Genomic DNA, 21,700 nt, shown 5'->3' with positions numbered 1-21,700 from the left:
CGCCGTCGATCTCGCGAGAAGCCGCGAAATATATGCGTTGAACCCTCACCCAGCGCGGATTAAGTCTGCCCACACTATCGAAGAGAGGTGTCGGAGATTGTAGCTTCTATGGCTGCAATGAAAGCCCCTAGTCACGAGAAACTTTCGGAACAGAAATTGAAAACATCGTAGAATAGTAATCCGTCCCAAAATTCGGTAAGACTTCGTCTTCTTGGGTAGCGACAATTGTCCCACCGAAAAATTGTTCTAGCAAGGTTCTGGCAGCGTACAATCCAATCCCTGATCCGGTTTTCTGTGAATTTTCTGCCGCGACACCTCGGAAATCTTTATCGAAAATTCTCCCGATTTCATTGGGAAGTATCTTTGGACCGACTGATTGAAAGTGTATCCAAATGTGTTCTTCTCCCTCGCCTATTTCGATGTTGATTGCGCTATTTTTGGGAGCGTATTTTAGCGCATTTTCTACAATGACAAAGGGAATTAACTCAAATATAGGTGGGCCGTAAGTAGTATCGTGCGAATAACCGTTAAGGAAAATTTTTACTTCATCTTTTTCGGCACGAATTTTAAAGCACCTGTATACTTTGTCAGTTTTCTTATAAACAGGAATCCATTCACTAGGTTGGTTGGTCAAAACGCCGCTAGCATAATCGATGATATCCAAACGAAGGGACATCATCTGCTGTGCCGCAATCACGGTATTCAATAGTGTTTCAACGCCTCCTAACCTTTCGCTGGTCAAGTGAGTTTGTGCCCCATAAGCAGCATTATAAATTTCCGTGGAAATTGCGCGGAGATCATGAGTTAGCGTTGCAAATTCCCTGTCCCTCGCTTTTTGGATATCGTCAGCGATCTGCAGATGTGGCGAAAGAAATTTTTCAATTTGCTCTTTGCGAAATTTCAATGGATAGTCTGGAAATTTCCGACGCGGTGCTTTTTCGCCGAGCAAATAGATTCCAGGAACAACTATTTTTCGTCCCATTGAATCAAACTGAGAATATACACCATAGCCGAGTGGGCAAATGCACCATTTAGTCGGGCAGCTTTCGTAAAATTTCATCTGTGCAGTGGTGAAAAACTCCGCTGGACAATCAAAGAGAGTGCCTCTTTGAGTCTCGTTTCCATCTTCGGTGATAAAAATTAATGGGATTGCTGCCAAACTTATGATCCAACCATAATTTTAAAAAGACCTGAGGCTATCAGGGACGTCACAACTGCTCGGGCATCTCCCTTGATAGCACTCGAGTTAACAGCTGAATTGAAAGCAGATCCTGTACTGTGATCTTTTCTCAATACTGAGGTTACATAAGCGTCTTCTAGCTTTAGTATATCAAGGGTATCAGCATCCGTGTTTGCAAGTGCAATTCTTTGTCTTTTCCAAACTTCCACTGGGTCCAACAAACGCTGTATCATATCGTCCAGTTTGTCGCGCCATTCTTCAATGTTGGCATCTTTCCTCTGAAACGAATCCGCTCGATCCATTGCTTCTCTTGCAACCTGATGATCAAGAGTTCCGCCAGTATACGCTACAACAAATTTTTCAGGATAATTCTTTTTTATTTCGCCGATAATGAATGCCCCTTGCTTTTTGGTGTCCAGTTGCTGGCCAACCCCTTGGAGATCACACAATATAATATGGTGTGGAACGACTACATTCAGCCGTTGCGGATCGCTGAGAAATGTTATGTTATAACCCAAATTCTCAAGATTTTGTTTGGCTTCGAATGTCTTATCGTCAATGACGCCGATCGAAACTTTTTTTCGCCGAGCTTCATCCGAATCTTTGAATGAGTTAATCGCATTGCTGTTTCGAAGAGTCGCTAAAGTTCGATAGCTCTTAAACTTTTCAAGCATTTATTGCTTCAACTATTTGATAGCGAATCCCGCAATTTGATGGTGACTGATAGCTGGTCTAAACCGCGAGCGGTAGCCGTATTCCATCCGATGGGTACTATCGTGACAATTCGAAGTTTCTATAATCGAGTACGCAGCCGTTCTTCCCAACCACTACTTCTTATACAACCCGTCCATCCGCTCCTGATAGCGCTCCCTAATCACATGCCGCCGGATTTTCATGCTAGGGGTCAGCTCCTCATTTTCGATCGCGAACGGCTCGTCGGCGAATTCGAAGCGGCGGACTTTTTCGATGACGGAGAGGTCCTTGTTGACCCGGTCGACCGCTTCGCGCACCGCGGACTTGAACGCCGGGTTGGCCTGCAGCTTGATGAAATCATAGGCCATGCCTTGTTCGCGCGACCATTCGAGCGCCCATTCGGGGTCCGGGACGATCAGGCCGACCATATAGGGTTTCTTGTCGCCGCTGATCATCGCCTGCAGGATTTCCGGCTGGATGGTGAGCATGCCCTCGACCTTTTGCGGGGCGATATTGTCGCCCTTGTCGTTGACGATCAGGTCCTTCTTGCGGTCGGTGATCGCGACCCGTCCGGCCTCGTCGATATGGCCGATGTCGCCGGTGTGCAGCCAGCCGTCCTTGAGCACCTTGTCGGTTTCTTCCTGGTTGCGCCAATAGCCGTGCATGACCAGCTCGCCGCGGACCAGGATTTCGCCGTCTTCGGCGATCTTCACCTCGGTGTCGATCATCGGCGGGCCGACCGTGTCCATCTTCAGGCCGGTGCGCGGGCGGTTGCAGGCGATGATCGGGCCGGATTCGGTCTGGCCATAGCCCTGCAACATGGTCAGGCCGAGCGACTGGAAGAAGACGCCGATTTCCGGGTTGAGCGGGGCGCCGCCGGAGACCATGGCCTTGATCCGTCCGCCGAAGCGTTGCTGCACCTTGGGGCGCAGCGTCTTGTCGAGAAAAGCATCCATCAGCTTGTCGCGCTTGCGACGCTTGCCTTCGGCCTCGCGATGGCCGATGGCGAGCGCCTTGCCGAGCAGATAATTGGGCATCTTGCCCTGTTTCTCGACCGTCTTGATCAGCCGGGCGCGCAGCACTTCGAACAGGCGCGGGACGACGACCATGATCGTCGGGCGGACTTCCTCGATATTGGAGGCGAGCTTTTCGAGCCCCTCGGAATAGAAAATCTGCGCGCCGAGGCCGATCGGGAAAAACTGGCCGGCGCTATGTTCATAGGCGTGGCTGAGCGGCAGGAAGGACAGGAAGACCTCGTCGTCCCAGCCGAAATCGCTTTCGATCACCTCTGCGGGTCCCTTGGTATTGTGCAATATCGCGCCATGATGCTGCATCACGCCGCGCGGTTTGCCGCCGGTGCCGCTGGTGTAGATGATGCAGGCGGTCTCGTCGCGGGTGATGCTGGCGACCTGCTCGGTCACTTCGGCGACATCCGCGTCGCTGCCCTGGACCAGCTTGTCCCAGCTGTAGAGGTCGAAATCGCCGGACTGGCCGATGCGCAGGTCGGTGATGCCGATGATGATATTGGCGTCGGCAGAGCTGATCACCGACGGCAGCAGGTTTTTCGCCAGCTTGATGTCGGAGACGATCACCGCATGGGCGCCGCTGTTATCGAGAATATGCTGGTGATCGGCCGGGGTGTTGGTGGTGTAGGTCGGCACGGTGATGCAGCCGGCCGCCATGATGCCGAGATCGGCGATACACCATTCCGGTCGGTTCTCGGAGACCAGCATCACCCGGTCGCCCTTTTTCAGGCCGATCCGCTTCAGCGATTTCGCCAGCGCCGCAACCTGCCGTGCCGCTTCGTTCCAGCTGGTCGCCTGCCACGCGCCGTCTTTCTTGGCGTGCAGAAACGGCTTGTCACCGCCCTGACTGGCGCGGTCGAAGAACATCGATACCAGATTCTGATATTGGTCGATTCCCAGATAACGGTTTTTCGGCTTTTTCTGGCCCACGCAACAATTCCTCTCTCACGCTCCGGCTTGGTTCCGGGCTTGGATCATAGAACAAGGACTAGCGCGGTTGAAACCGCTGGGCAATTCTTTAGGTGAAATCTGTTGCCGAGATGCCGGCCGGTGCCAGCGCCGTCACTGCCAATGGACAGGGCCGTTGCACCTGGTCTATAGCTTCAGCCTATATGAAAATGTCCCGTCTTATCGCTGCTGCGGCAGCGCTTCTCACCGCTTCCTGTGCCCAGACCGGGCAAATTGAACCCGCCATTAATCCGGCGTCAGCCGCTTCCGCAACGCAGCAGGACGAGCCATTCGTTATTGCTGCCAATCCGCTGGCGGCCAAAGCGGGACAGGATGTTCTGAAACGTGGCGGCAGCGCCATAGATGCGGCGATCGCCGTGCAGGCGATGTTGTCGCTGGTCGAACCACAAAGCTCCGGGCTTGGTGGCGGCGCGTTCCTGACCTATCTGGACGGCGCGACGGGCAAGCTGACCATTTATGACGGCCGAGAAACCGCACCGGCACAGGCCAGCCCAACCATGTTCCTGGGGCCGGACGGCAAGCCGCTGGGTTATCGCGACGCAGTCACCAGCGGTCGCGCGACCGGCGTGCCGGGGGCCGTGGCGATGCTGGCGATGGTGCATGAGGACCATGGCGCGCTCGACTGGAGCAGCCTGTTTTCGGCGGCCGAGCGGACAGCGGAGGAGGGCTTCATCATCAGCCCGCGGCTGGGACGCTTTCTGGGAATGCCTTTTCCGCAACTGGGCACGCCCGACGCGACCGCCTATTTTGCCAAAGCCAATGGCGAGCGCAAGACCACCGGCGACCGGCTGAAAAATCCTCAATATGCAGACTTTGTCAGGCGCCTGGCAGCCAACGGGCCCGAAGCGCTGTATCGCGGGTCCACGGCGGCAAAGATTGTTGCCAAGACTCGCGCCGCGCCGCTCGAAGGCCGGATGACGATGGCCGATCTGGCCGGCTACAAGCCGGTCAGGCGCGAGGCGCTATGCAACCCCTATCGCGTCTATCTGGTCTGCGTGCCGCCACCGCCGTCGAGCGGAGTGGCCCTGTTGCAATTGCTGGCGATGCTGGAAAAAACCGATATCGCCACGCGCGGACCGGAAGACGCGCAGGCCTGGTTCCTGTTCGCCGAGGCGAGCCGGCTGATGTACGCGGACCGCGATCAATATGTCGGTGATCCGGCTTTTGCATCGGTCCCGGTCAAGGGCCTGCTGGAACCGGCCTATGTCGCCTCGCGCGCGGCGCTGATTGGCGAGAGTGCAGCGACTTTTCCTCCCCAGGCCGGGACGCCGCGCGGTGCGGTGCAGGCTGGTCCGGATAAGACATTGGAACCCGCCGGGACATCCCATTTCATCGTCCGCGATGCCCAGGGCAATGTGGTTTCAATCACGACGACGGTCGAATCGATCTTTGGCAGCGGCCGGATGGTCGACGGTTTCTTCCTCAACAACCAGCTTACCGATTTCTCATTCAGCCCCGTTGACGAGGATGGGCGTCCTGCTGCCAATGCAGTGGCGCCGGGCAAGCGGCCGCGCTCGTCGATGACCCCGACCATAATACTCGACCGTGATGGCAAGTTTGCGGGTGCGATCGGATCGGCCGGCGGCAACAGCATTCTTGCCTATGTGGCGAAATCGCTGGTTGGCGCGATCGACTGGAACCTGTCGATGCAGGAAGCGCTGGCGCTGCCCAATCTGGTGGCGCGGGGTCCCAGATTTGGAGGGGAACTGGACAAGTTCGCGCCGGGCGTTGCTGACGGGCTGGCCGCGCGCGGGATTGATCTGAAGCCGGGGCAGGGTGAGGACAGCGGCGTGCACGCCGTGATCATCCGCGATGGCAGGGTCGATGGCGGCTACGACCCGCGCCGGGAAGGTGTGGTGCTGGTGGGGACCGGCGAATAGCGTAACAACCGGCTTTATGCTGTGCCGACTGCTTCGCTGATATCGGCAAAGCCGTCCTGTTTGAGCAATTTCGCCAGCTGGCAGCTCATCGCCGCGGCGATGGTCGGGCCTTCGTAAATCATCGCGGTGTAGAGCTGGACCAGCGAGGCGCCGGCGCGGATGCGTTCATAGGCGTCTTCCGCCGTGGCAATGCCGCCGACCCCGATCAACGGGATTTTCCCGCCGCTGGCCTTGCGAAAATCCTTGAGGCGTTGCAGCGCGAGGCCCTTGAGGGGCGCGCCCGACAGGCCGCCGGTCCCGGACCGGTTGCTGGATTTCAGATCGGGCCGGGTGATGGTGGTGTTGGAAATGATCAGCGCGGCAATCTTTTGGCTCATGGCGACATCCACAATATCGTCAATATCGGCGGGTTCGAGATCGGGCGCGACCTTCAGGAAGACCGGTGTTTTTAACTCGCCCATCGCATCCATCACAGCGGCGAGCAATTCCGCCAGCGCGCCCTTGTCCTGCAATGCGCGCAGGCCCGGCGTGTTGGGCGAGCTGATATTGACCGTCAGATAATCGGCCAGCGGTGCCATATTCTTCGCGCCGATGACATAGTCGGCAATCCGGTCGGTGCTGTCCTTGTTTGCGCCGATATTGATGCCGAGCACGCCTTTGCCCATCCGCCCGCGCATCTTCTTGAGACGGGGCAGGGAGTCTTGCTGGCCCTTGTTGTTGAAGCCGAGCCGGTTGATGACGGCTTTGTCCTCGACCAGCCGGAAAATACGCGGCTTGGGATTACCGGCTTGCGGCAGCGGGGTCAGCGTGCCAACCTCGGCAAAGCCAAAGCCCATGCGGATCAGCGCGTCGGGTACTTCGCCATTTTTGTCAAAGCCGGGAGCCATGCCGATCGGGTTGACGAAGTCGAGCCCGGCGACACGGGTTGCCAGAACGGGATCGCATTTGGGCGCGGGGCCCATTGGGACCGTCTTGAGACCGGCAATGGTCAGGCCATGGGCGCGTTCGGCTTCGAGCGCGAAGATGAAGGGCTTTGCAAGGTTATAGAGCATGGCCGCGCTATGGCATTGGATGGAATATTGAGCAACGCAAAACCCCAGTGTTCCCGCGAAGGCGGGAATCCATCTCCCGACCTGCGCTCTTCACGCAATAGCAGGAGATGGCCCCCTGCCTTCGCAGGGGCACACTAAGCTGGAAACCCGAATATTATCTGCTAAACCGCTCGCAGAAAAACATTGAGGACTCAACATGATTGCGACGCCACAATTTGATTTCCAGCTCGGCGAAATGGCGGACCAGATCCGCGATACCACGCGCCGCTTTGCCGAAGAGAAGATCATGCCTCTGGCCCAGAAAATGGACCGCGAGGACTGGTTCCCGCGCGAGCTGTGGGAGCAGATGGGCGATCTCGGCCTGCACGGGATTACGGTTGACGAGGCAGACGGCGGGCTCGGGCTCGGCTATCTGGAACATGCGATCGCGGTCGAGGAAGTCAGTCGCGGCAGCGCCGCTCTCGGCCTCAGCTATGGCGCGCACAGCAATCTGTGCGTCAACCAGATCCGCCGCTGGGCTTCGCCTGAACAGAAAGCCAAATATCTGCCCAAGCTGATCTCGGGCGAACATGTCGGATCACTGGCGATGTCGGAAGCCGGAGCGGGCAGCGATGTGGTGTCGATGAAACTGAAAGCCGACGCGGTGCAGGGCGGTTATATTCTAAACGGTACGAAATTCTGGATCACCAACAGCACCTGTGCCGACACGCTTGTCGTCTATGCCAAGACCCGCCCCGATGCGGGCTCGGGCGGGATCACCGCTTTCCTGATCGAAAAGGGTATGAAGGGTTTCTCCATCGGCCAGAAGATCGAGAAAGTCGGGATGAAGGGCAGCCCGACGGCGGAACTGGTGTTCGATGATTGCGAAGTGCCGGAGGAAAATGTCATGGGGCCGCTCAACGGTGGTGTTGGCGTGCTGATGTCCGGTCTAGATTACGAACGCGCGGTGCTGGCCGCGATCCCGCTCGGTCTGATGCAGGCCTGCATCGACACGGTCATCCCCTATGTCCGCGAACGCAAGCAGTTCGGCAAGCCGATTGGCAGTTTCCAGCTGATGCAGGGCAAGATTGCCGACATGTATGTCCGCCTCAACAGCGCGCGCAGCTATGTCTATAATGTCAACAAAGCCTGCGATGCCGGACAGACCACGCGCTTTGATGCAGCGGGCGCGGTGATGCTGGCGAGCGAGAACAGCGTGCGGGTGGCCGAGGAATCAGTGCAGGCGCTAGGCGGTGCGGGTTACACCACCGACTGGCCGGTCGAGCGCTATTGGCGCGACAGCAAGCTGCTCGATATCGGCGCGGGTACGAATGAAATCCGCCGGATGCTGATCGGACGGGAATTGATAGGGGGCGGCTAAACTCGCAACGTCTCCCACGGGCCGGTGATTGCCACCGTATAACCGGGCTGCTGGATATTGACGAACAAAGTCGTGCCGTCGGGCGAGAAGCACGCGCCGCAGAATTCGCTGCGATCCTTGTGCGCGTTGCGGGCGATGTCGTAGATTTTGCCGTCGGGCGTGAGGCCGCGCAGATATTGGTCGCCGCGCCCGTCTTCGCACAGGATGATGTCGTTCCAGGGGGCGACCACCAGATTGTCGCACATGTCGAGGGAATCGGCGTTGGTGGATTCGTAGAATAGCTGTAGCGAACCGCCCGCTTCCGGTTCGCTGTCCGGGTTCTGGTCGGGCGTATAGCGCCAGATCTGGCCGACGCGTTGCGCGCCGCCTTCGGTGCAGGTGAAATAGAAGTCGCCCGTCGTGCCATCGGTGCGCAGCGCATAGTCCAGCCCTTCGCCGCGCATGAAACGGGCCGCGCCGGCGGCATGGCCGCGCTGCGCCAGATCGCCGTCCGGCGCCTCGACATCATCCAGATCGATCCACTCGACCACATAGTCCTGGCCGACGGCAAAGGGTTCTTTGGCGTTGCCGCCCCAGTCCTCGGGCCAGTTGGATGTGACGGCGGATTTCCGGTTGGTGAGCGCCAGCGCCTGCAGGCGCCCGCCTTCCTGCAACTCGCCACGTACATTGGGAATGAATCGGTAGAACAGCCCGTCGCGCGCGTCTTCGGTCATATAGATTATGCCGGTTTTGGGGTCGACCGAAGCGGCTTCATGCGCGAACCGGCCCATGGCCTTCAGCGGGATCGCGTCGATCAGGCCGGTGGCGCTGGAAGGGGTCTCGAAGACAAAGCCGTGATATTTGCCCGGTCCCTCTTCCGGCTTGAGCATTTCCTCTTCGCAACTGAGCCAGCTGCCCCACGGGGTCGGACCGCCGGCGCAATTGGCCGCGGTGCCGGTCAGCACCAGAAAATCCCGCTCCATCCTTTTGTGTTTCAGGTCATAGACGAGCTTGGTGACACCGCCGAAAAAAGGCGATCCGTCTTTCTTGCGGTCATAGAGCTGGCTGTCCGACACCCGGTCCAGCAGCTCATTGTTCTTGCCGAACGGGCTGCCGACGGGGACGCTGTTCCAATTCTCGTGGTTGCGCATCAATATGCATTTGTCGCTGTCATCGGGATGGGCAAAACAGGCCATGCCATCGGGGCGGCCGGGACGGTAAAAGCCGTCGGACATCATGCCGCCCGCCTCACTGATCAACGTATAGGAAAAGCCCTCCGGCAGATCGAGCCGTTTGGCCGGATCGGGCAGGAGAGGGAACGCGCGATTGGCGCTGTGCGCGCGGGCGCAACCGGCCAGCGAGACGGAGGCATAAAATAAGCCTACGGCCTGGGCGGAGCGGATAAAATCTCTTCTGGATAAAGTCATCGTTCAATCTTCCCGTTGTCGGTGCTAGCATGGCTTGGTGCGAATGAAGCTGGCCCTTACAGACCAAAGAAAACAGATTTATGACCTACACGCTGATCACCGCCAACCGCAACTATTCCAGCTGGTCGCTGCGGCCATGGGTCCTGATGAAGACGCTGGATATCCCGTTTGCGGACGAGATCATCCATTTCGAAGAAGATAATTATGACCGGTTTCGGGCCTTCGCGCCCAATGCGCAGGTGCCCTGTCTGAAAGACGATGGTCAAACCGTCTGGGATTCGCTGGCCATCATGGAATATCTGGCGGAGCGGCATCCTGGCTGCTGGCCGGAAGACCAAAAGGCGCGGACATGGGCGCGCTGCGCGACGGCAGAAATGCACGGCGGCTTTGCACCGCTACGCAATATCTGTCCGATGAATGTCGGCGTGCGGGCACGGTTGCACGCGGTCGAACCCGCACTGCAACGCAATCTCGACCGGATCGGGGAACTGTTCGCGCAGGGGCGGGAGGACTTTGGCGGGCCATGGCTGGCCGGTGACCGGTTCACGATCGTCGATGCCTTTTACGCCCCGGTGGCCTATCGCGTGCGCAGCTTCGATCTCGACATCGGCGAAAAGGGGCGGACGTGGGTTGACCATATCATCGCCCATCCGGCGATGCAGGACTGGGAGCGGCAGGCGCTGGCCGAGCCGCAGCGTGAAATTGCCCATGAAGAGGAGATCGCTGCGGTAGCTACGGTAACGGCGGATTATAGGCTGAGCTAGTGCCCCGGCGGAGGCCGGGGTCCATCTCGAAAAATTGCGGTGCACGGAATGGATGGTTTGCTCCCAGACCGGCCATTTCGCGGAATTCTCGCTTGCCCTTCAGACGGATATGCAGTGATGGACCCCCGCCTGCGCAGGGGAACAGGATGGGCGGGTGGTGTGGTTGTGCTTCGCATCAGTTCGGGAACCGTGCCTTCGCAACGCAAGCTTTTGCCTCCAAAGCTCCGCATCAAGTGCGCAGCACCTTTCACAAGCTTTGTATTCAGGGGTAGCGCATTCTGCTAAACTTGACTGAATCCTGCCCTTCCGGCAAAGGCACGTCTTTCCAATGATGCGGCGCAGCATTTTCTCAACCGATGGAGCCTGCCCATGGCAATTCACAGCGATTTTCAGCGCGACTGGCTGTCCAATCCCAAGACCGAATTTCTCGCCGGTCTTGTCGTCGCGCTGGCGCTGATCCCCGAAGCCATCGGCTTCGCGATTATTGCCGGGGTTGATCCGCGGGTGGGGCTTTATGCCAGTTTCTCGATCGCGGTGATCATTTCGCTGGTTGGCGGGCGGCCGGGTATGATCAGCGCAGCAACCGCCGCGGTGGCGGTGCTGGTGGTGCCGCTGGTCCGCGACCATGGCGTCGAATATCTCTTCGCCGCGACGATATTAATGGGGATTTTTCAGGCAATTGCCGCGCTGCTGCGGCTCGACCTGCTGATGCGGTTTGTCTCGCGCTCGGTGATTACCGGCTTTGTCAATGCGCTGGCGATCCTGATCTTCATGGCACAGATTCCGCAGATGACCGGCGAGGCCTTCACCTGGCAGACCTATGCGATGATCGCCGTCGGGCTGGCGATCATCTACGGCCTGCCGAAGATTACCACTTTGGTGCCATCACCGCTCGCGGCGATCATTGTGCTGGCCGCGGTCAGCATGTATTTCCGGGCCGATGTGTTCACCGTCGGCGATATGGGCGAACTGCCCGACAGCCTGCCGTGGCTACATATCCCGCAAGTGCCGATCACTTGGGAAACGCTGCAGATCATCGCGCCCTATTCGCTGGCGATGGCGGCGGTCGGCCTGCTTGAATCGTTGCTGACGGCGTCGATCGTCGACGACATGACCGAAACCCGCAGCGACAAGCGACGCGAAACCTATGGCCAGGGCATCGCCAATTTCGTCACCGGCTGGATCGGGGGCATGGGCGGTTGCGCGATGATCGGACAGTCGGTAATCAATATCAAGTCGGGCGGCCGGCGGAGGCTGTCGACCTTTGTCGCCGGTGTCATGCTGCTGATTCTTATCGTCGGGCTGGGCCAGTGGGTTGGCCAAATCCCGATGCCGGCGCTGGTTGCGGTGATGATCTTTGTCTCGATCAGCACCTTCCGCTGGAAAAGCTTTACCGAGATTACCCACCATCCCTGGCCTTCCAACGTCGTGATGATCGCAACGGTCGTCATGGTCGTGGCAACCCATGATCTGTCGATCGGCGTCCTGACCGGCGTGCTGCTGTCCGGCATTTTCTTCGCCTGGAAAGTCCGCCAACTGGTCACGATCCAGGATTTCGTCGAGGTTACGACTCATCGCTATGTCTTCGGCGGCCAGATTTTTTTCGGCTCGGTCGACATGCTGTACGAAGCGATGGAGTTTAACGAGGAAGGCATCGACAAGGTCATCATCGATGTTCACGACGCCCATTTCTGGGATATCAGCGCCACTGGCATGCTCGACAAGATTGTCGACCGGCTGAAAAACGAGGGCAAGACCGTCGAACTGATCGGCATGAACCAGGCCAGCGCGACGCTGGTCGAGAAATACAGCGAGAATGACAAGCCGTTCGAGAGTCTGGGTGTGGTCGGGCATTAGGTCTGTTGTGCCCCTGCGGAGGCAGGGGCCCATCTAGAGAAGGTGCGGCAAGCCCAGTGCCGGGTGTGCTACCAGACCTGAGTTTAGCGCATAAACGTTTCCTGCCCTTTCACCGCAACAGCAGAGATGGGCCCCTGCCTGCGCAGGGGCACGGTTCTCTGCGAACATTGATGGGCTCCGGCGTAGGCCGGAGCTCAGACGATTGCGCAGGAACATTCTGGACCCTGCCCTTCGGCAGGGAACAGGGACGGCCGGCTATGCGGTCTGTGCTCCGCACCTGATGCGGAGCACAAAACTTCATTTATGCTGAGCCCGTCGAAGCACGATGAGCACTAGCAAATTGTCCTTCGACAAGCCCAGGACGAACGGTATAGGTGCCGGCAAAGGAGAACTCCATGATCAAGCTGCACCATCTCGAAACCTCGCGCTCGTCGCGTATCATCTGGCTCTGCGAAGAGGGCGGGATCGAATATGAGATGGTCCGCTATGCCCGCGATCCCAAAACCCGGCGCTCGCCGGCAGCACTCGCTGATGTGCACCGCCTCGCCAAGGCGCCGACGGTGGAAGTCGATGGCCATGTGATGGTCGAATCCGGCGCGATCCTCGAATATCTGGTCGAGCGGCACAGCGATGGCGCGCTCGGCGTAGCAGTCGACCATCCCGAACGGGCGAAATATCTCGAATGGCTGCATTTTGCCGAGGGCACGATGGGCATGAGTTTCATCATCACCGGGATTGCGCCGATGCTCGGCGGCCTGCCTGATGTGATGGGCGGATTTCTGAACGCCGAAGTGAAAAATCTGCTCGATCATGTCGAGGCCGAGCTGGAGGGCAAGGATTTTCTCGTCGCCGACAAGTTCACCGGCGCGGATATCAATCTGCATTACATGCTCGAAGGCCGGGCCGCGATGGGACAGCTCGACAGCCGTCCCAATTGCAAACGCTATTTCGAAGCGCTGGTCGCGCGGCCCGGTTATCGGAAGACGGTGGAGCTGGGCGGTCCGGTACTGATGACCCGGCCCAGCTGAATCGTGAGAAAATTGGACGGGTCCCTGGCGACCTTCATCCTGTTGCTGGGCATATTGCTGGCATTCGCCGGCAATTCGCTGCTGGTCCGCATCGCGCTGGCTGGCGGGCAGATCGACTGGGCCGGCTACACCATTGTCCGGCTGGTTGCCGGCGCGCTGATGTTGTGCGTGCTGTTCACGGCGCAGAATCGCAAACCGGTCCTGCCGGGCCGGCGCGATGCGGCAGGGGCTTTGGCGCTGTTCGTCTATGCGGTGGCTTTCTCCTGGGCCTATGTCAGGCTTGATGCGGGAATCGGTGCACTGATCCTGTTTCCGGCGGGACAGATTACCATGCAGATCATCGGCTTGTTCCGCGGTATTGTGCCGACCAGGAGGCAATTGGCCGGGGTGTTGATCGCACTCGCCGGACTTATCTATCTGATGGCACCCGGTGTGACCGCGCCGCCGCTGGCGAGCGCTATCCTGATGGCCTGCGCCGGGATCGCCTGGGGCTTTTATACATGGTCCGGCAAGCTCGGCACCGATCCGACGCTGGCCACGGCCCGCTATTTCGTGGGAGCCAGTCTGCTGGCTCTTTTGCTGCTGCCGCAGGTGGATATGTCCATGCTCAGTTGGCGCGGCATCGGCATCGCTGCAATCTCGGGTGCCTTCACGTCTGCGCTCGGCTATGTGCTCTGGTACAAGATATTGACCCGGATATCGATTACCTCCGCAGCCGTTTCGCAACTTTCTGTCCCGGCAATTGCCGCCATCGGAGGCGTGATACTGCTGGACGAAATCATGACCAGCCGGTTGCTGGTCGGTGGCATGATCATCTTCATCGGTATCGGTCTGACGATCTGGGCGTCGATCAGGGGCGGCCGGACCTAGCCCACCGCATCGCGCACCACAGCGACCCCGGCCTCGCGCTGCGCCCGCAATTCCGCTTTCAGCTTCGCGGGATCGCGCGCAAAAACGAAGCCGAAGCTGACTCCGCCTTCCCTGCCGATGGTGGCGTGGTGGAGCTTGTGCGCCTGCACCAGCCTTTTGGCATAGCCGTGCTTCGGCACATATTTAAAATATCTCTGATGCACCAGGCCATCGTGGACCAGCGTGTAGATGATGCCGTAGAACAGGATACCAAGGCCGATCCATGTCCCCGGCTCCCACGCGGTCGCACCCATGATCAGCGGGCTGCCGACGGCGAACATCGAAATGCTCATCACCGCGCCGGCGATGCCATAGAGATCGTTTTTCTCCAGTGCCTTGTCATGCGGCTCGTGATGGTCGCGGTGCCAGCCCCAGCCGAAGCCGTGCATGATATATTTGTGACTCGCCCAAGCGACACATTCCATCGCGATGACGGACGCAATGATAGTGGCGAGGATCGCAAAACTGCTCATTGTGCGACGATAGGCTTATTTGATTGGCAATTGAAGCCACTTCTGACTTGCACGGGCAATTGATCTGACTAAACGAAACACCATATTGGAAGTCAGGAGCTTATGACCATAGCAAAAACTCTTTACGAGAAAATCTGGGATGCCCATGTTGTCGACCAGCGGGATGACGGCACGGCGCTGATCTATATCGACCGTCATCTGGTGCACGAGGTGACCAGCCCGCAGGCTTTTGAAAGCCTGCGCAAGGCGGGCCGCAAGGTGCGACGGCCGGATCTGACCCTGGCGGTGCCCGATCACAATTTGCCGACCACGGCGCGGCTCGATGCGCAAGGCAACAAGATCCCGATCGCCGATCCGCAGAGCGCGGCCCAGCTGGAAGCGCTGGAAGCCAATGCGCCAGCTTTCGGCATCAAATATATCGGTGCCAGCGACATCAACCAGGGTATTGTCCACGTGATCGGTCCGGAGCAGGGCTTTACCCTGCCGGGCACGACCATGGTCTGCGGCGACAGCCATACCGCTGCGCATGGCGCATTGGGCGCGCTGGCCTTCGGCATCGGAACCAGCGAGGTCGAGCATGTGCTGGCGACGCAGACGCTCCAGTTGACCCGCTCGAAATCAATGGAGATACGGGTCGAGGGGCTACTCGGTCCCGGTATCAGCCCGAAGGACTTGATCTTGCATATCATTGGCGTGATCGGCACGGCGGGCGGCACCGGCCATGTGATCGAATATCGCGGCGAAGTGTTCGAGCAGATGTCGATCGAAGGCCGTCTGACCGTCTCCAACATGTCGATTGAGGGCGGCGCGCGCGCTGGCCTGATTGCGCCGGATGAAAAGACGTTCGCCTATCTGAAGGGCCGTCCGATGGCGCCGAAGGGGGCCGACTGGGATGCGGCCGTGGCTTATTGGAAGACGCTGCCGACCGACGAAGGCGCGAAATTCGACAGAAGCGTCACCATCAATGCAGCCGATGTATCGCCGACCGTTACCTGGGGTACCAGTCCGGAAGATGTCGTGCCGGTCAACGGCGTGGTGCCGGCGCCGGAGAGCTTTGTCGACGCGTCCAAACAGGATGCGGCGCGCAAGTCACTGGACTATATGGGACTGGAAGCCGGCCAGGCCTTGCGCGATGTAGCGGTGGAGAATATTTTTATCGGCAGCTGCACCAACAGCCGGATCGAGGATTTGCGGGCTGCAGCCTCGATACTGGAAGGCCGCAAGAAAGCGGATAATGTCAAATGGGCGATCGTCGTGCCTGGTTCCGGTCTGGTCAAGGCACAGGCCGAAGCCGAAGGGCTCGACCGCGTGTTTACCGATGCCGGGTTTGAATGGCGCGAGCCGGGCTGTTCGGCCTGTCTCGGCATGAATCCGGACAAGGTGCCAGCGGGCGAACGCTGTGCATCCACCTCCAATCGCAATTTTGTTGGCCGGCAGGGGCCGGGTGCTAGAACGCATCTGATGTCACCAGCCATGGCTGCGGCTGCGGCGGTAACCGGCAAGCTCACCGATGTGCGCGAACTGACGAAATGAGAGGTTGATATGAGCGACGATAATGGAAAAGACGAGCCATCCGTGCAGGAGGGCGATTCCGCCGGCAAGGATGCCGGCAAATGGTCGACCGGAGTCAAGGTCGGCGCGGCGATCGGATCGGCTGCGATAGCCGCTGCGCTCATCTATGCCGGTCGGCACCAGATGAGAAAACATGATGATTTCAAGGCGGCCAAAGGCAAGCCGCTGCCAAAATATGAAAATGAACCGGATTATGATGAAGACGGTGACAGCGAAGCCGCCAACAAAAGCGAAGAAACATAAAGATGAAACCTGTCAAACGCGTTGAAGGCCGCGCCATTCCCTTCGGTCAGAAAAATGTCGACACTGATGTCATTATCTCGGCCAAATGGCTGAAGACGATCTCCCGGGAAGGACTCGGCGAGGGCGCGTTCGAGACGATCCGGGCGAAGGAAGGCAATGTCTTCGACGATCCGGAATATGCCGGCGCCTCGATCCTGATTGCCGGCGACAATTTCGGTTGCGGTTCGAGCCGCGAACATGCGGCCTGGGCGCTGGACGACATGGGTATCAAGGCCGTGATCGCACCGAGTTTTTCCGATATTTTCTCCGGCAATGCCTTCAAGAACGGCTTGCTGGCCATTGCCCTGCCGCAGCAAGCGATTGACCGGCTGATGGAAGTCGCAAAAACCGATCCCGTGACTATCGACATGGAGAGCATGAGCGTCACAACGCCCTATCAGGATCGCTTCCCGTTCGAGATGGATCCTTTTCGTCATCAGTGCCTGGTAGAGGGACTCGACGAAATTGACCTGACAATGGCGAAATCCGATGCCATAGAACGGCACGAGAAAAAGAACGATTCTACGCAGCCCTGGCTCAAACCGGTGGCCGCCTAGGATCTGAAAATGCTTCTAGGGAAGGGAATGATATGAAGGCTTTGATGTCAACCAAGGTGGGCGGACCCGATACGCTTGAAATGCTCGATGTGGACGATCCGGTCGCAGGCAAGGGGCAGGTCCTGATCGATGTCAAAGCCTGTTCAATCAACTATCCCGATGTATTGATCATTCAGGACATGTACCAGTTCAAGCCATCGCGGCCATTCGCGCCGGGTGGAGAAGTTTCCGGTATCATTGCGGCTGTCGGCGAGGGTGTTACCGATCTGAAGGTTGGTGACCGGGTTGCGTCGACCACTGGCCATGGCGGTTTGGTAGAAAAAGTTACGGTCGATCAGAACGCTGTATTCAAAATTCCTGACAGTGTCAGCTTTGAAGAGGCTTCGGCGTTGATCCTGACCTATGGCACGTCGATCCACGCGCTGGTTGATCGCGGTCATATTAAAGAGGGTGATACCCTGCTCGTGCTGGGCGCATCCGGCGGCGTTGGCATTGCCGCCGTCGAACTGGGCAAGGCCTTTGGTGCGCGCGTTGTCGCCGCGGTGTCTTCCGAAGAAAAAGCCGCCTTTGCCAAAGAAGCGGGCGCTGACGAAACCGTGATTTACGAACGGGCACCGTTCGACAAGGACCAGTCCAAGGCTCTGGCCGCACAGTTCAAGGCCGCTGTCGGTCCGAATGGCGCGGATGTCATTTATGATGCGGTCGGCGGCGATTATAGCGAGCCGGCTGTACGCTCGATTGCCTGGGAAGGCCGTTTTCTGGTGGTCGGTTTCCCGGCCGGGATCGCGAAGCTGCCGCTCAATCTGACCCTGCTCAAGTCCTGTGACGTTTGCGGCGTTTTCTGGGGTGCTTATGCAGCGCGCGATCCAGAAGGCAATCGCGCGCATATCGACCGGCTGTTCAAACTCTGGGAACAGGGCAAGATCCAGCCGCGCGTGTCCGAAGTCTTCGCTTTTGAAAATGCCGGTCAGGCCATCCAGAAAATGGCGGATCGTGGCGCTATCGGCAAATTGGTGGTAAAAGTCGCCGATTGATTGTCTCTCGGCACTTGCGGCAGGCTTCGCTGATGCCTATTTTCATACCAACTCAGTTCAAGGGAAGCTCATGACAGATTTTAAGGATCGCGAACACGCATTTGAAGCGAAGTTTGCGCGCGACGAGGAAATGCAGTTCCGGATTACCGCGCGGCGTAACCGTTTGGTAGGACAATGGGCAGCAGAGAAAATGGGCCTGACCGCTGAGGAAACCGACGCCTATGCGAAAGAAGTTGTGGCGGCCGATTTCGAGGAAGCGGGTGATGAAGATGTCATTCGCAAGCTTCTCGGTGATCTGACCTCCGCTGGCGTTGATATCGACGATGCGGCCATTCGCACCGCTCTGTCCGACAAGATGGTGGAAGCCCGCCGCCAGTTTATCGAAGAGGCCAGCTAAGCCCGATGCCGATGGCCAGCGCAGATATCGAGGCGATGATTTTGGAAGCCTTCCCGGATGCTTCGGTAGAAATTACCGATCTTGCCGGCGATGGCGATCATTATGCTGCGAAAGTCACTTCTGCTGCCTTCTCCGGAATGAACCGGGTGAAGCAGCATCAGGCGGTTTATGCTGCGCTGAAGGGAAAAATGGGCGGTGAACTGCACGCGTTGCAACTCACCACCTCCGTTCCCGAATAGGAGAAATTATATGAGCGATGTAAACGCGAAAATCGAATCCGTGGTCAAGAACAATGACGTCGTGCTTTTCATGAAGGGTACGCCGCTGTTCCCGCAATGCGGCTTTTCAAGCCGTGCGATTGCGATCCTCGAACATCTCGGTGTCGCATTTGAATCATTTGACGTTCTGCAGGACATGGAAGTCCGCCAGGGCATCAAGGAATATTCCGACTGGCCAACGATCCCGCAGCTTTATGTCAAAGGCGAATTTGTCGGCGGCAGCGATATCATGATGGAAATGTACGAGGCCGGAGAACTGGGCGAGCTGATGGCGGAGAAAAAGGTCGCCCCCGCGGAAGCCTGACCAATATCCCGGCAGGGATTATGACAGAATGAAAAACGGCTCGGTCTAGGAGGACCGAGCCGTTTTTATTTGGGGTATGTGTCGTCTAAATTCGTAATGAGAGGGGACAACGAAGACCAGTAGGTTGTCCCCCTCATTGGTACCTCCTGCAAGGAGGTTTTGGGTGTGAAGTATTAAAGACACAATATACTTTGCATTCCCTGTGCCAGTTTTACAAAAACGATATAAAACAACGCAGTATATGGTTTATCCGCTGTTAACCTTTGCCAGATTGTAAGATTTTTCGACAATGTGCCGTTGGGGCGGCGTACCTTCGCTTTTCGACAAACGGTCACCGGTCATCCACCAACAACATCAATCCCGGGATTGATATTGTTTACATCCGTAGTCGATGAAACTACAGTTGTAGTCACCGACGATTCTCAAGGGAGGGACCGATATCGTGAGCGAGCGCATTAGCGATGCTGAACATGCCGTGATGGAAGTCCTGTGGAAACGCGCGCCCATGACCGCCATGGAAGTAGCGGAACAGGTTGTTGCGGAAAAGGACTGGTCGCTTCAGACGGTCAAGACCCTGTTGTCCCGGCTGGCCGCGAAAGCAGTGGTCGGCACCGAACGCGACGGCCGTCGGTTTCTTTATTCTCCGCTGGTTGAGCGGGACGATTATCTTACCGGCGTATCCAGAAATTTTGTGGACCGGCTTTTCGGGGGAAAAGTCACACCATTGGTTGCGCATCTGGCCGAGGCCGATGAGTTGAGCGCCGATGACATCCGCGAAATCGAAGAGCTTTTGAGGGAGTTGAAAAAATGAGCGGTGAACTGAACCAGTGGATCTGGGATACCATGGTGTCGATGACCTTGCTGATGGGGCTGGTGTTGATGATCCGCAAACCGGTCAGCCATTTTTTCGGCGCGCGTATTGCTTATCTGTTATGGATATTGCCGCTCGCACGTCTGTTCATGCCGACGTTGACCCTCGAGGCACCCGCTGCCACCGTGCCCGCTGTCGCGCTGGCACCTATGGCGCTGGGTTCAGAGATGGTCGCGACCGTGCCGGTAGAGACGAGCGCTTTCGCTGCGCTGGCATCGCTCGACTGGATGATGATCGCGATCATCGTCTGGCTTGGCGGGGCGGGCCTGCTGTTCATCAGCAAACTGGCCGCCTATCTCCAGTTCCGCGAGGATATCGTCTCCGACGGGCGTTTGATCGGACGCCACGAGAATATCAAGATTCTGGAAACCGCAGCGATCAGTGGTCCGCTGGCTTTCGGTCTGCTTGAAAAATATATCGCCGTTCCCACCAATTTCTTTCGTGACTATGCGCCGCGCGAACGGGAACTGGCGCTGGAGCATGAAATTGCCCATCATGAATCGGGCGATCTGGCCGCCAATTTCATCGGACTGACAATCTTGTCGCTGCACTGGTTCAATCCGGTTGCCTGGTTTTCCTGGATCGCCTTCCGGCAGGATCAGGAAACCGCATGCGACGCGCGTATCCTGGCGCAAAGCGGCCGCGAAGTCCGCGCCGTATATGGCCGGACGATCGCCAAATCGGTTTCCGGTCATCGCCTCGGCCTCGCCAGTCCGCTAAATCAGAAGGACAAGATCAAAGGGCGTCTCAAGATGCTCGGTCGATCGGAAAAATCTTCGCTGCGGCGGAAGCTGGGCGCCGGGCTGGTCGCGATCGGTACCGTGGTGACATTGCCGCTGACCGCAACCATTACATATGCCGAGGCTGTCGATCCGCTGGATGTTTCCGAACCACTGGCGCCGGTCGCACCCGCTGTGCCACCAGCACCGCTCGCGCCGACAGCACCGCTTCCTCCGGCGGCTCCCGTTGCGCCGGCTGCGCCGGCCACCGATAGCGATTCGATTAACATCACGATGCTCAACGGTCGCAAAAATCCCGATATCTCGAAAGATTATGTGCACAAGGTCAAGCATAATGGCAGAACCGTCATTCTGCGCACGGACAAGAAGCTGAGCGAAAAGGAGATTCACAAGCTGGTAGCCGAAGCCGAAGCGTCGCGTCTGGCGGCGGACAAGGCTTTGCGCGACAGCGGCCTGGATCGGAAGGACAGGGATTCGACCATGCGCAAGGTGGAACGGGAACTGGCTGCAGCGGAAAAGGAAATGGAGCAGCAGTGGCAGGAAGCCCGGCTAGAGGTCCGCGAAGCGATGCGCGAAGCGGATCAAGCCAGACGCGAGGCTTTGGCGGGAGCCCGGGAAGCGCAGCGCGAGGCTTTGGAGGAAATGGCACCCGTTTCGCGCCTCTCGTCGATATTCTATACCAAGGGACGCTCAGCGCCTTCTGCCACCAGCGTCAAGATCAAAGGCCCCGATTGCGTTGCGATGAACAAGCAGATCGCGATAGGTGGTGAGAATGGACTGGCGAGCCAAGCCTGGGCGGTGGTGGCCGGATGCGGCGGGTTTGAAGTCAAGATCGACAAGGCCGCAATACTTGGCGCGGCCTTGAAAGGCCTGAAAAAAGAGCGGGCCGAAGTGGAAAAATGCCACGATAGCGATCCCGACCGTACCAGAAAGATCAAGGAAATCGACCATAGCATCGCAAAAGTCAAAGCCGAGATGGCAATGATATAGGCCGGGGAAGCCGTATATCACGGGTATAAGGGCGGTTTGTGTGGCAGGCCGCCCTTTTTCGTGGTTGTTTTATGGCCCG

At 58.1% G+C, this 21,700-nt stretch carries 21 protein-coding genes; 15 read left to right on the top strand and 6 right to left on the bottom strand.

The window, feature by feature from the left end:
* Positions 1-127 precede the first annotated feature (127 nt).
* The 3 genes from BOSE62_RS08900 to BOSE62_RS08890 form a co-directional block, all read right to left on the bottom strand.
* The gene (locus BOSE62_RS08900; RefSeq protein ID WP_159644747.1) at positions 128-1,159 is read right to left on the bottom strand and encodes a sensor histidine kinase; all 1,032 of its coding nucleotides are present in this window, start codon (positions 1,157-1,159) and stop codon (positions 128-130) included.
* A 2-nt stretch (positions 1,160-1,161) separates the two neighbouring features.
* Positions 1,162-1,854, bottom strand: a complete 693-nt coding sequence (locus tag BOSE62_RS08895) for a hypothetical protein (protein ID WP_159644744.1) — start codon at positions 1,852-1,854, stop codon at positions 1,162-1,164.
* Positions 1,855-2,007: 153 nt separating this feature from the next.
* Complete coding sequence (locus BOSE62_RS08890) at positions 2,008-3,765, bottom strand: AMP-dependent synthetase/ligase (RefSeq protein WP_159647982.1); 1,758 nt, start codon at positions 3,763-3,765, stop codon at positions 2,008-2,010.
* A gap of 245 nt (positions 3,766-4,010) precedes the next feature.
* Between BOSE62_RS08890 and ggt the strand changes: the two genes are divergently transcribed.
* Positions 4,011-5,747 (top strand): gamma-glutamyltransferase, encoded by a 1,737-nt coding sequence (gene ggt, locus BOSE62_RS08885; protein ID WP_159647981.1) that lies wholly within the window; start codon positions 4,011-4,013, stop codon positions 5,745-5,747.
* A gap of 14 nt (positions 5,748-5,761) precedes the next feature.
* On the opposite strand, the gene BOSE62_RS08880 is transcribed toward ggt, so the two are convergent.
* Positions 5,762-6,799: a quinone-dependent dihydroorotate dehydrogenase gene (locus BOSE62_RS08880; RefSeq protein ID WP_159644741.1), complete on the bottom strand. Its 1,038-nt coding sequence runs from the start codon at positions 6,797-6,799 to the stop codon at positions 5,762-5,764.
* Between the two features lie 196 nt (positions 6,800-6,995).
* Between BOSE62_RS08880 and BOSE62_RS08875 the strand changes: the two genes are divergently transcribed.
* Entirely contained in the window at positions 6,996-8,159 is a 1,164-nt protein-coding gene (locus BOSE62_RS08875; protein ID WP_159644736.1) for an isovaleryl-CoA dehydrogenase, read from the top strand.
* Here BOSE62_RS08875 and BOSE62_RS08870 read toward each other — a convergent pair.
* The gene (locus BOSE62_RS08870; protein ID WP_159644726.1) at positions 8,156-9,565 is read right to left on the bottom strand and encodes an alkaline phosphatase PhoX; all 1,410 of its coding nucleotides are present in this window, start codon (positions 9,563-9,565) and stop codon (positions 8,156-8,158) included. The genes BOSE62_RS08875 and BOSE62_RS08870 overlap by 4 nt on opposite strands.
* Positions 9,566-9,645: 80 nt before the next feature.
* On the opposite strand from BOSE62_RS08870, the gene BOSE62_RS08865 reads away from it, so the two are divergent.
* The 4 genes from BOSE62_RS08865 (at position 9,646) to BOSE62_RS08850 (ending at position 14,084) form a co-directional block, all read left to right on the top strand.
* Entirely contained in the window at positions 9,646-10,329 is a 684-nt protein-coding gene (locus BOSE62_RS08865; RefSeq protein ID WP_159644717.1) for a glutathione S-transferase family protein, read from the top strand.
* Between the two features lie 369 nt (positions 10,330-10,698).
* Positions 10,699-12,186 carry a SulP family inorganic anion transporter gene (locus tag BOSE62_RS08860; protein ID WP_159644704.1) on the top strand — a complete coding sequence of 496 codons (1,488 nt, stop codon included), beginning with the start codon at positions 10,699-10,701 and terminating at the stop codon, positions 12,184-12,186.
* A gap of 395 nt (positions 12,187-12,581) precedes the next feature.
* Positions 12,582-13,214, top strand: a complete 633-nt coding sequence (locus tag BOSE62_RS08855; RefSeq protein WP_159644686.1) for a glutathione S-transferase family protein — start codon at positions 12,582-12,584, stop codon at positions 13,212-13,214.
* Positions 13,215-13,217: 3 nt separating this feature from the next.
* Positions 13,218-14,084 carry a DMT family transporter gene (locus tag BOSE62_RS08850; RefSeq protein WP_159644677.1) on the top strand — a complete coding sequence of 289 codons (867 nt, stop codon included), beginning with the start codon at positions 13,218-13,220 and terminating at the stop codon, positions 14,082-14,084.
* Here the strand turns inward: BOSE62_RS08850 and BOSE62_RS08845 are convergent.
* Positions 14,081-14,596, bottom strand: a complete 516-nt coding sequence (locus tag BOSE62_RS08845; RefSeq protein WP_159644666.1) for a sterol desaturase family protein — start codon at positions 14,594-14,596, stop codon at positions 14,081-14,083. The two genes, BOSE62_RS08850 and BOSE62_RS08845, sit on opposite strands and share 4 nt — an antisense overlap.
* Positions 14,597-14,698: 102 nt before the next feature.
* Here BOSE62_RS08845 and leuC point away from each other — a divergent pair, with 102 nt between their 5' ends.
* The 9 genes from leuC to BOSE62_RS08800 all read left to right on the top strand — a co-directional run bounded on the left by leuC (position 14,699) and on the right by BOSE62_RS08800 (position 21,621).
* Positions 14,699-16,129 carry a 3-isopropylmalate dehydratase large subunit gene (leuC, locus tag BOSE62_RS08840; protein WP_159644654.1) on the top strand — a complete coding sequence of 477 codons (1,431 nt, stop codon included), beginning with the start codon at positions 14,699-14,701 and terminating at the stop codon, positions 16,127-16,129.
* Between the two features lie 9 nt (positions 16,130-16,138).
* On the top strand, positions 16,139-16,411 hold the full coding sequence (locus tag BOSE62_RS08835) for a hypothetical protein (RefSeq protein ID WP_159644647.1): 273 nt from the start codon (positions 16,139-16,141) through the stop codon (positions 16,409-16,411).
* A gap of 2 nt (positions 16,412-16,413) precedes the next feature.
* Complete coding sequence (gene leuD / locus BOSE62_RS08830) at positions 16,414-17,007, top strand: 3-isopropylmalate dehydratase small subunit (RefSeq protein ID WP_159644644.1); 594 nt, start codon at positions 16,414-16,416, stop codon at positions 17,005-17,007.
* 32 nt (positions 17,008-17,039) lie between these two features.
* Complete coding sequence (locus BOSE62_RS08825; protein WP_201295647.1) at positions 17,040-18,041, top strand: NADPH:quinone oxidoreductase family protein; 1,002 nt, start codon at positions 17,040-17,042, stop codon at positions 18,039-18,041.
* A 70-nt stretch (positions 18,042-18,111) separates the two neighbouring features.
* Positions 18,112-18,438 carry a DUF1476 domain-containing protein gene (locus tag BOSE62_RS08820; protein ID WP_159644639.1) on the top strand — a complete coding sequence of 109 codons (327 nt, stop codon included), beginning with the start codon at positions 18,112-18,114 and terminating at the stop codon, positions 18,436-18,438.
* 5 nt (positions 18,439-18,443) lie between these two features.
* Positions 18,444-18,677, top strand: a complete 234-nt coding sequence (locus tag BOSE62_RS08815; RefSeq protein WP_159644610.1) for a BolA/IbaG family iron-sulfur metabolism protein — start codon at positions 18,444-18,446, stop codon at positions 18,675-18,677.
* 10 nt (positions 18,678-18,687) lie between these two features.
* The gene (gene grxD / locus BOSE62_RS08810; protein WP_159644597.1) at positions 18,688-19,020 is read left to right on the top strand and encodes a Grx4 family monothiol glutaredoxin; all 333 of its coding nucleotides are present in this window, start codon (positions 18,688-18,690) and stop codon (positions 19,018-19,020) included.
* Between the two features lie 442 nt (positions 19,021-19,462).
* Positions 19,463-19,831, top strand: coding sequence for a BlaI/MecI/CopY family transcriptional regulator (locus BOSE62_RS08805; protein ID WP_159644584.1), 369 nt, complete (start codon positions 19,463-19,465; stop codon positions 19,829-19,831).
* Positions 19,828-21,621, top strand: coding sequence for a M56 family metallopeptidase (locus BOSE62_RS08800; protein WP_159644580.1), 1,794 nt, complete (start codon positions 19,828-19,830; stop codon positions 21,619-21,621). Before BOSE62_RS08805 ends, BOSE62_RS08800 begins: the two co-directional genes overlap by 4 nt.
* Positions 21,622-21,700 lie beyond the last annotated feature (79 nt).

This window comes from Sphingorhabdus sp. 109, from assembly GCF_902506555.1.
GTDB lineage: Bacteria > Pseudomonadota > Alphaproteobacteria > Sphingomonadales > Sphingomonadaceae > Parasphingorhabdus.
The sequence above is the reverse complement of the archived record's forward strand: the minus strand, read 5'-3'. Positions and strand labels throughout refer to the sequence as shown.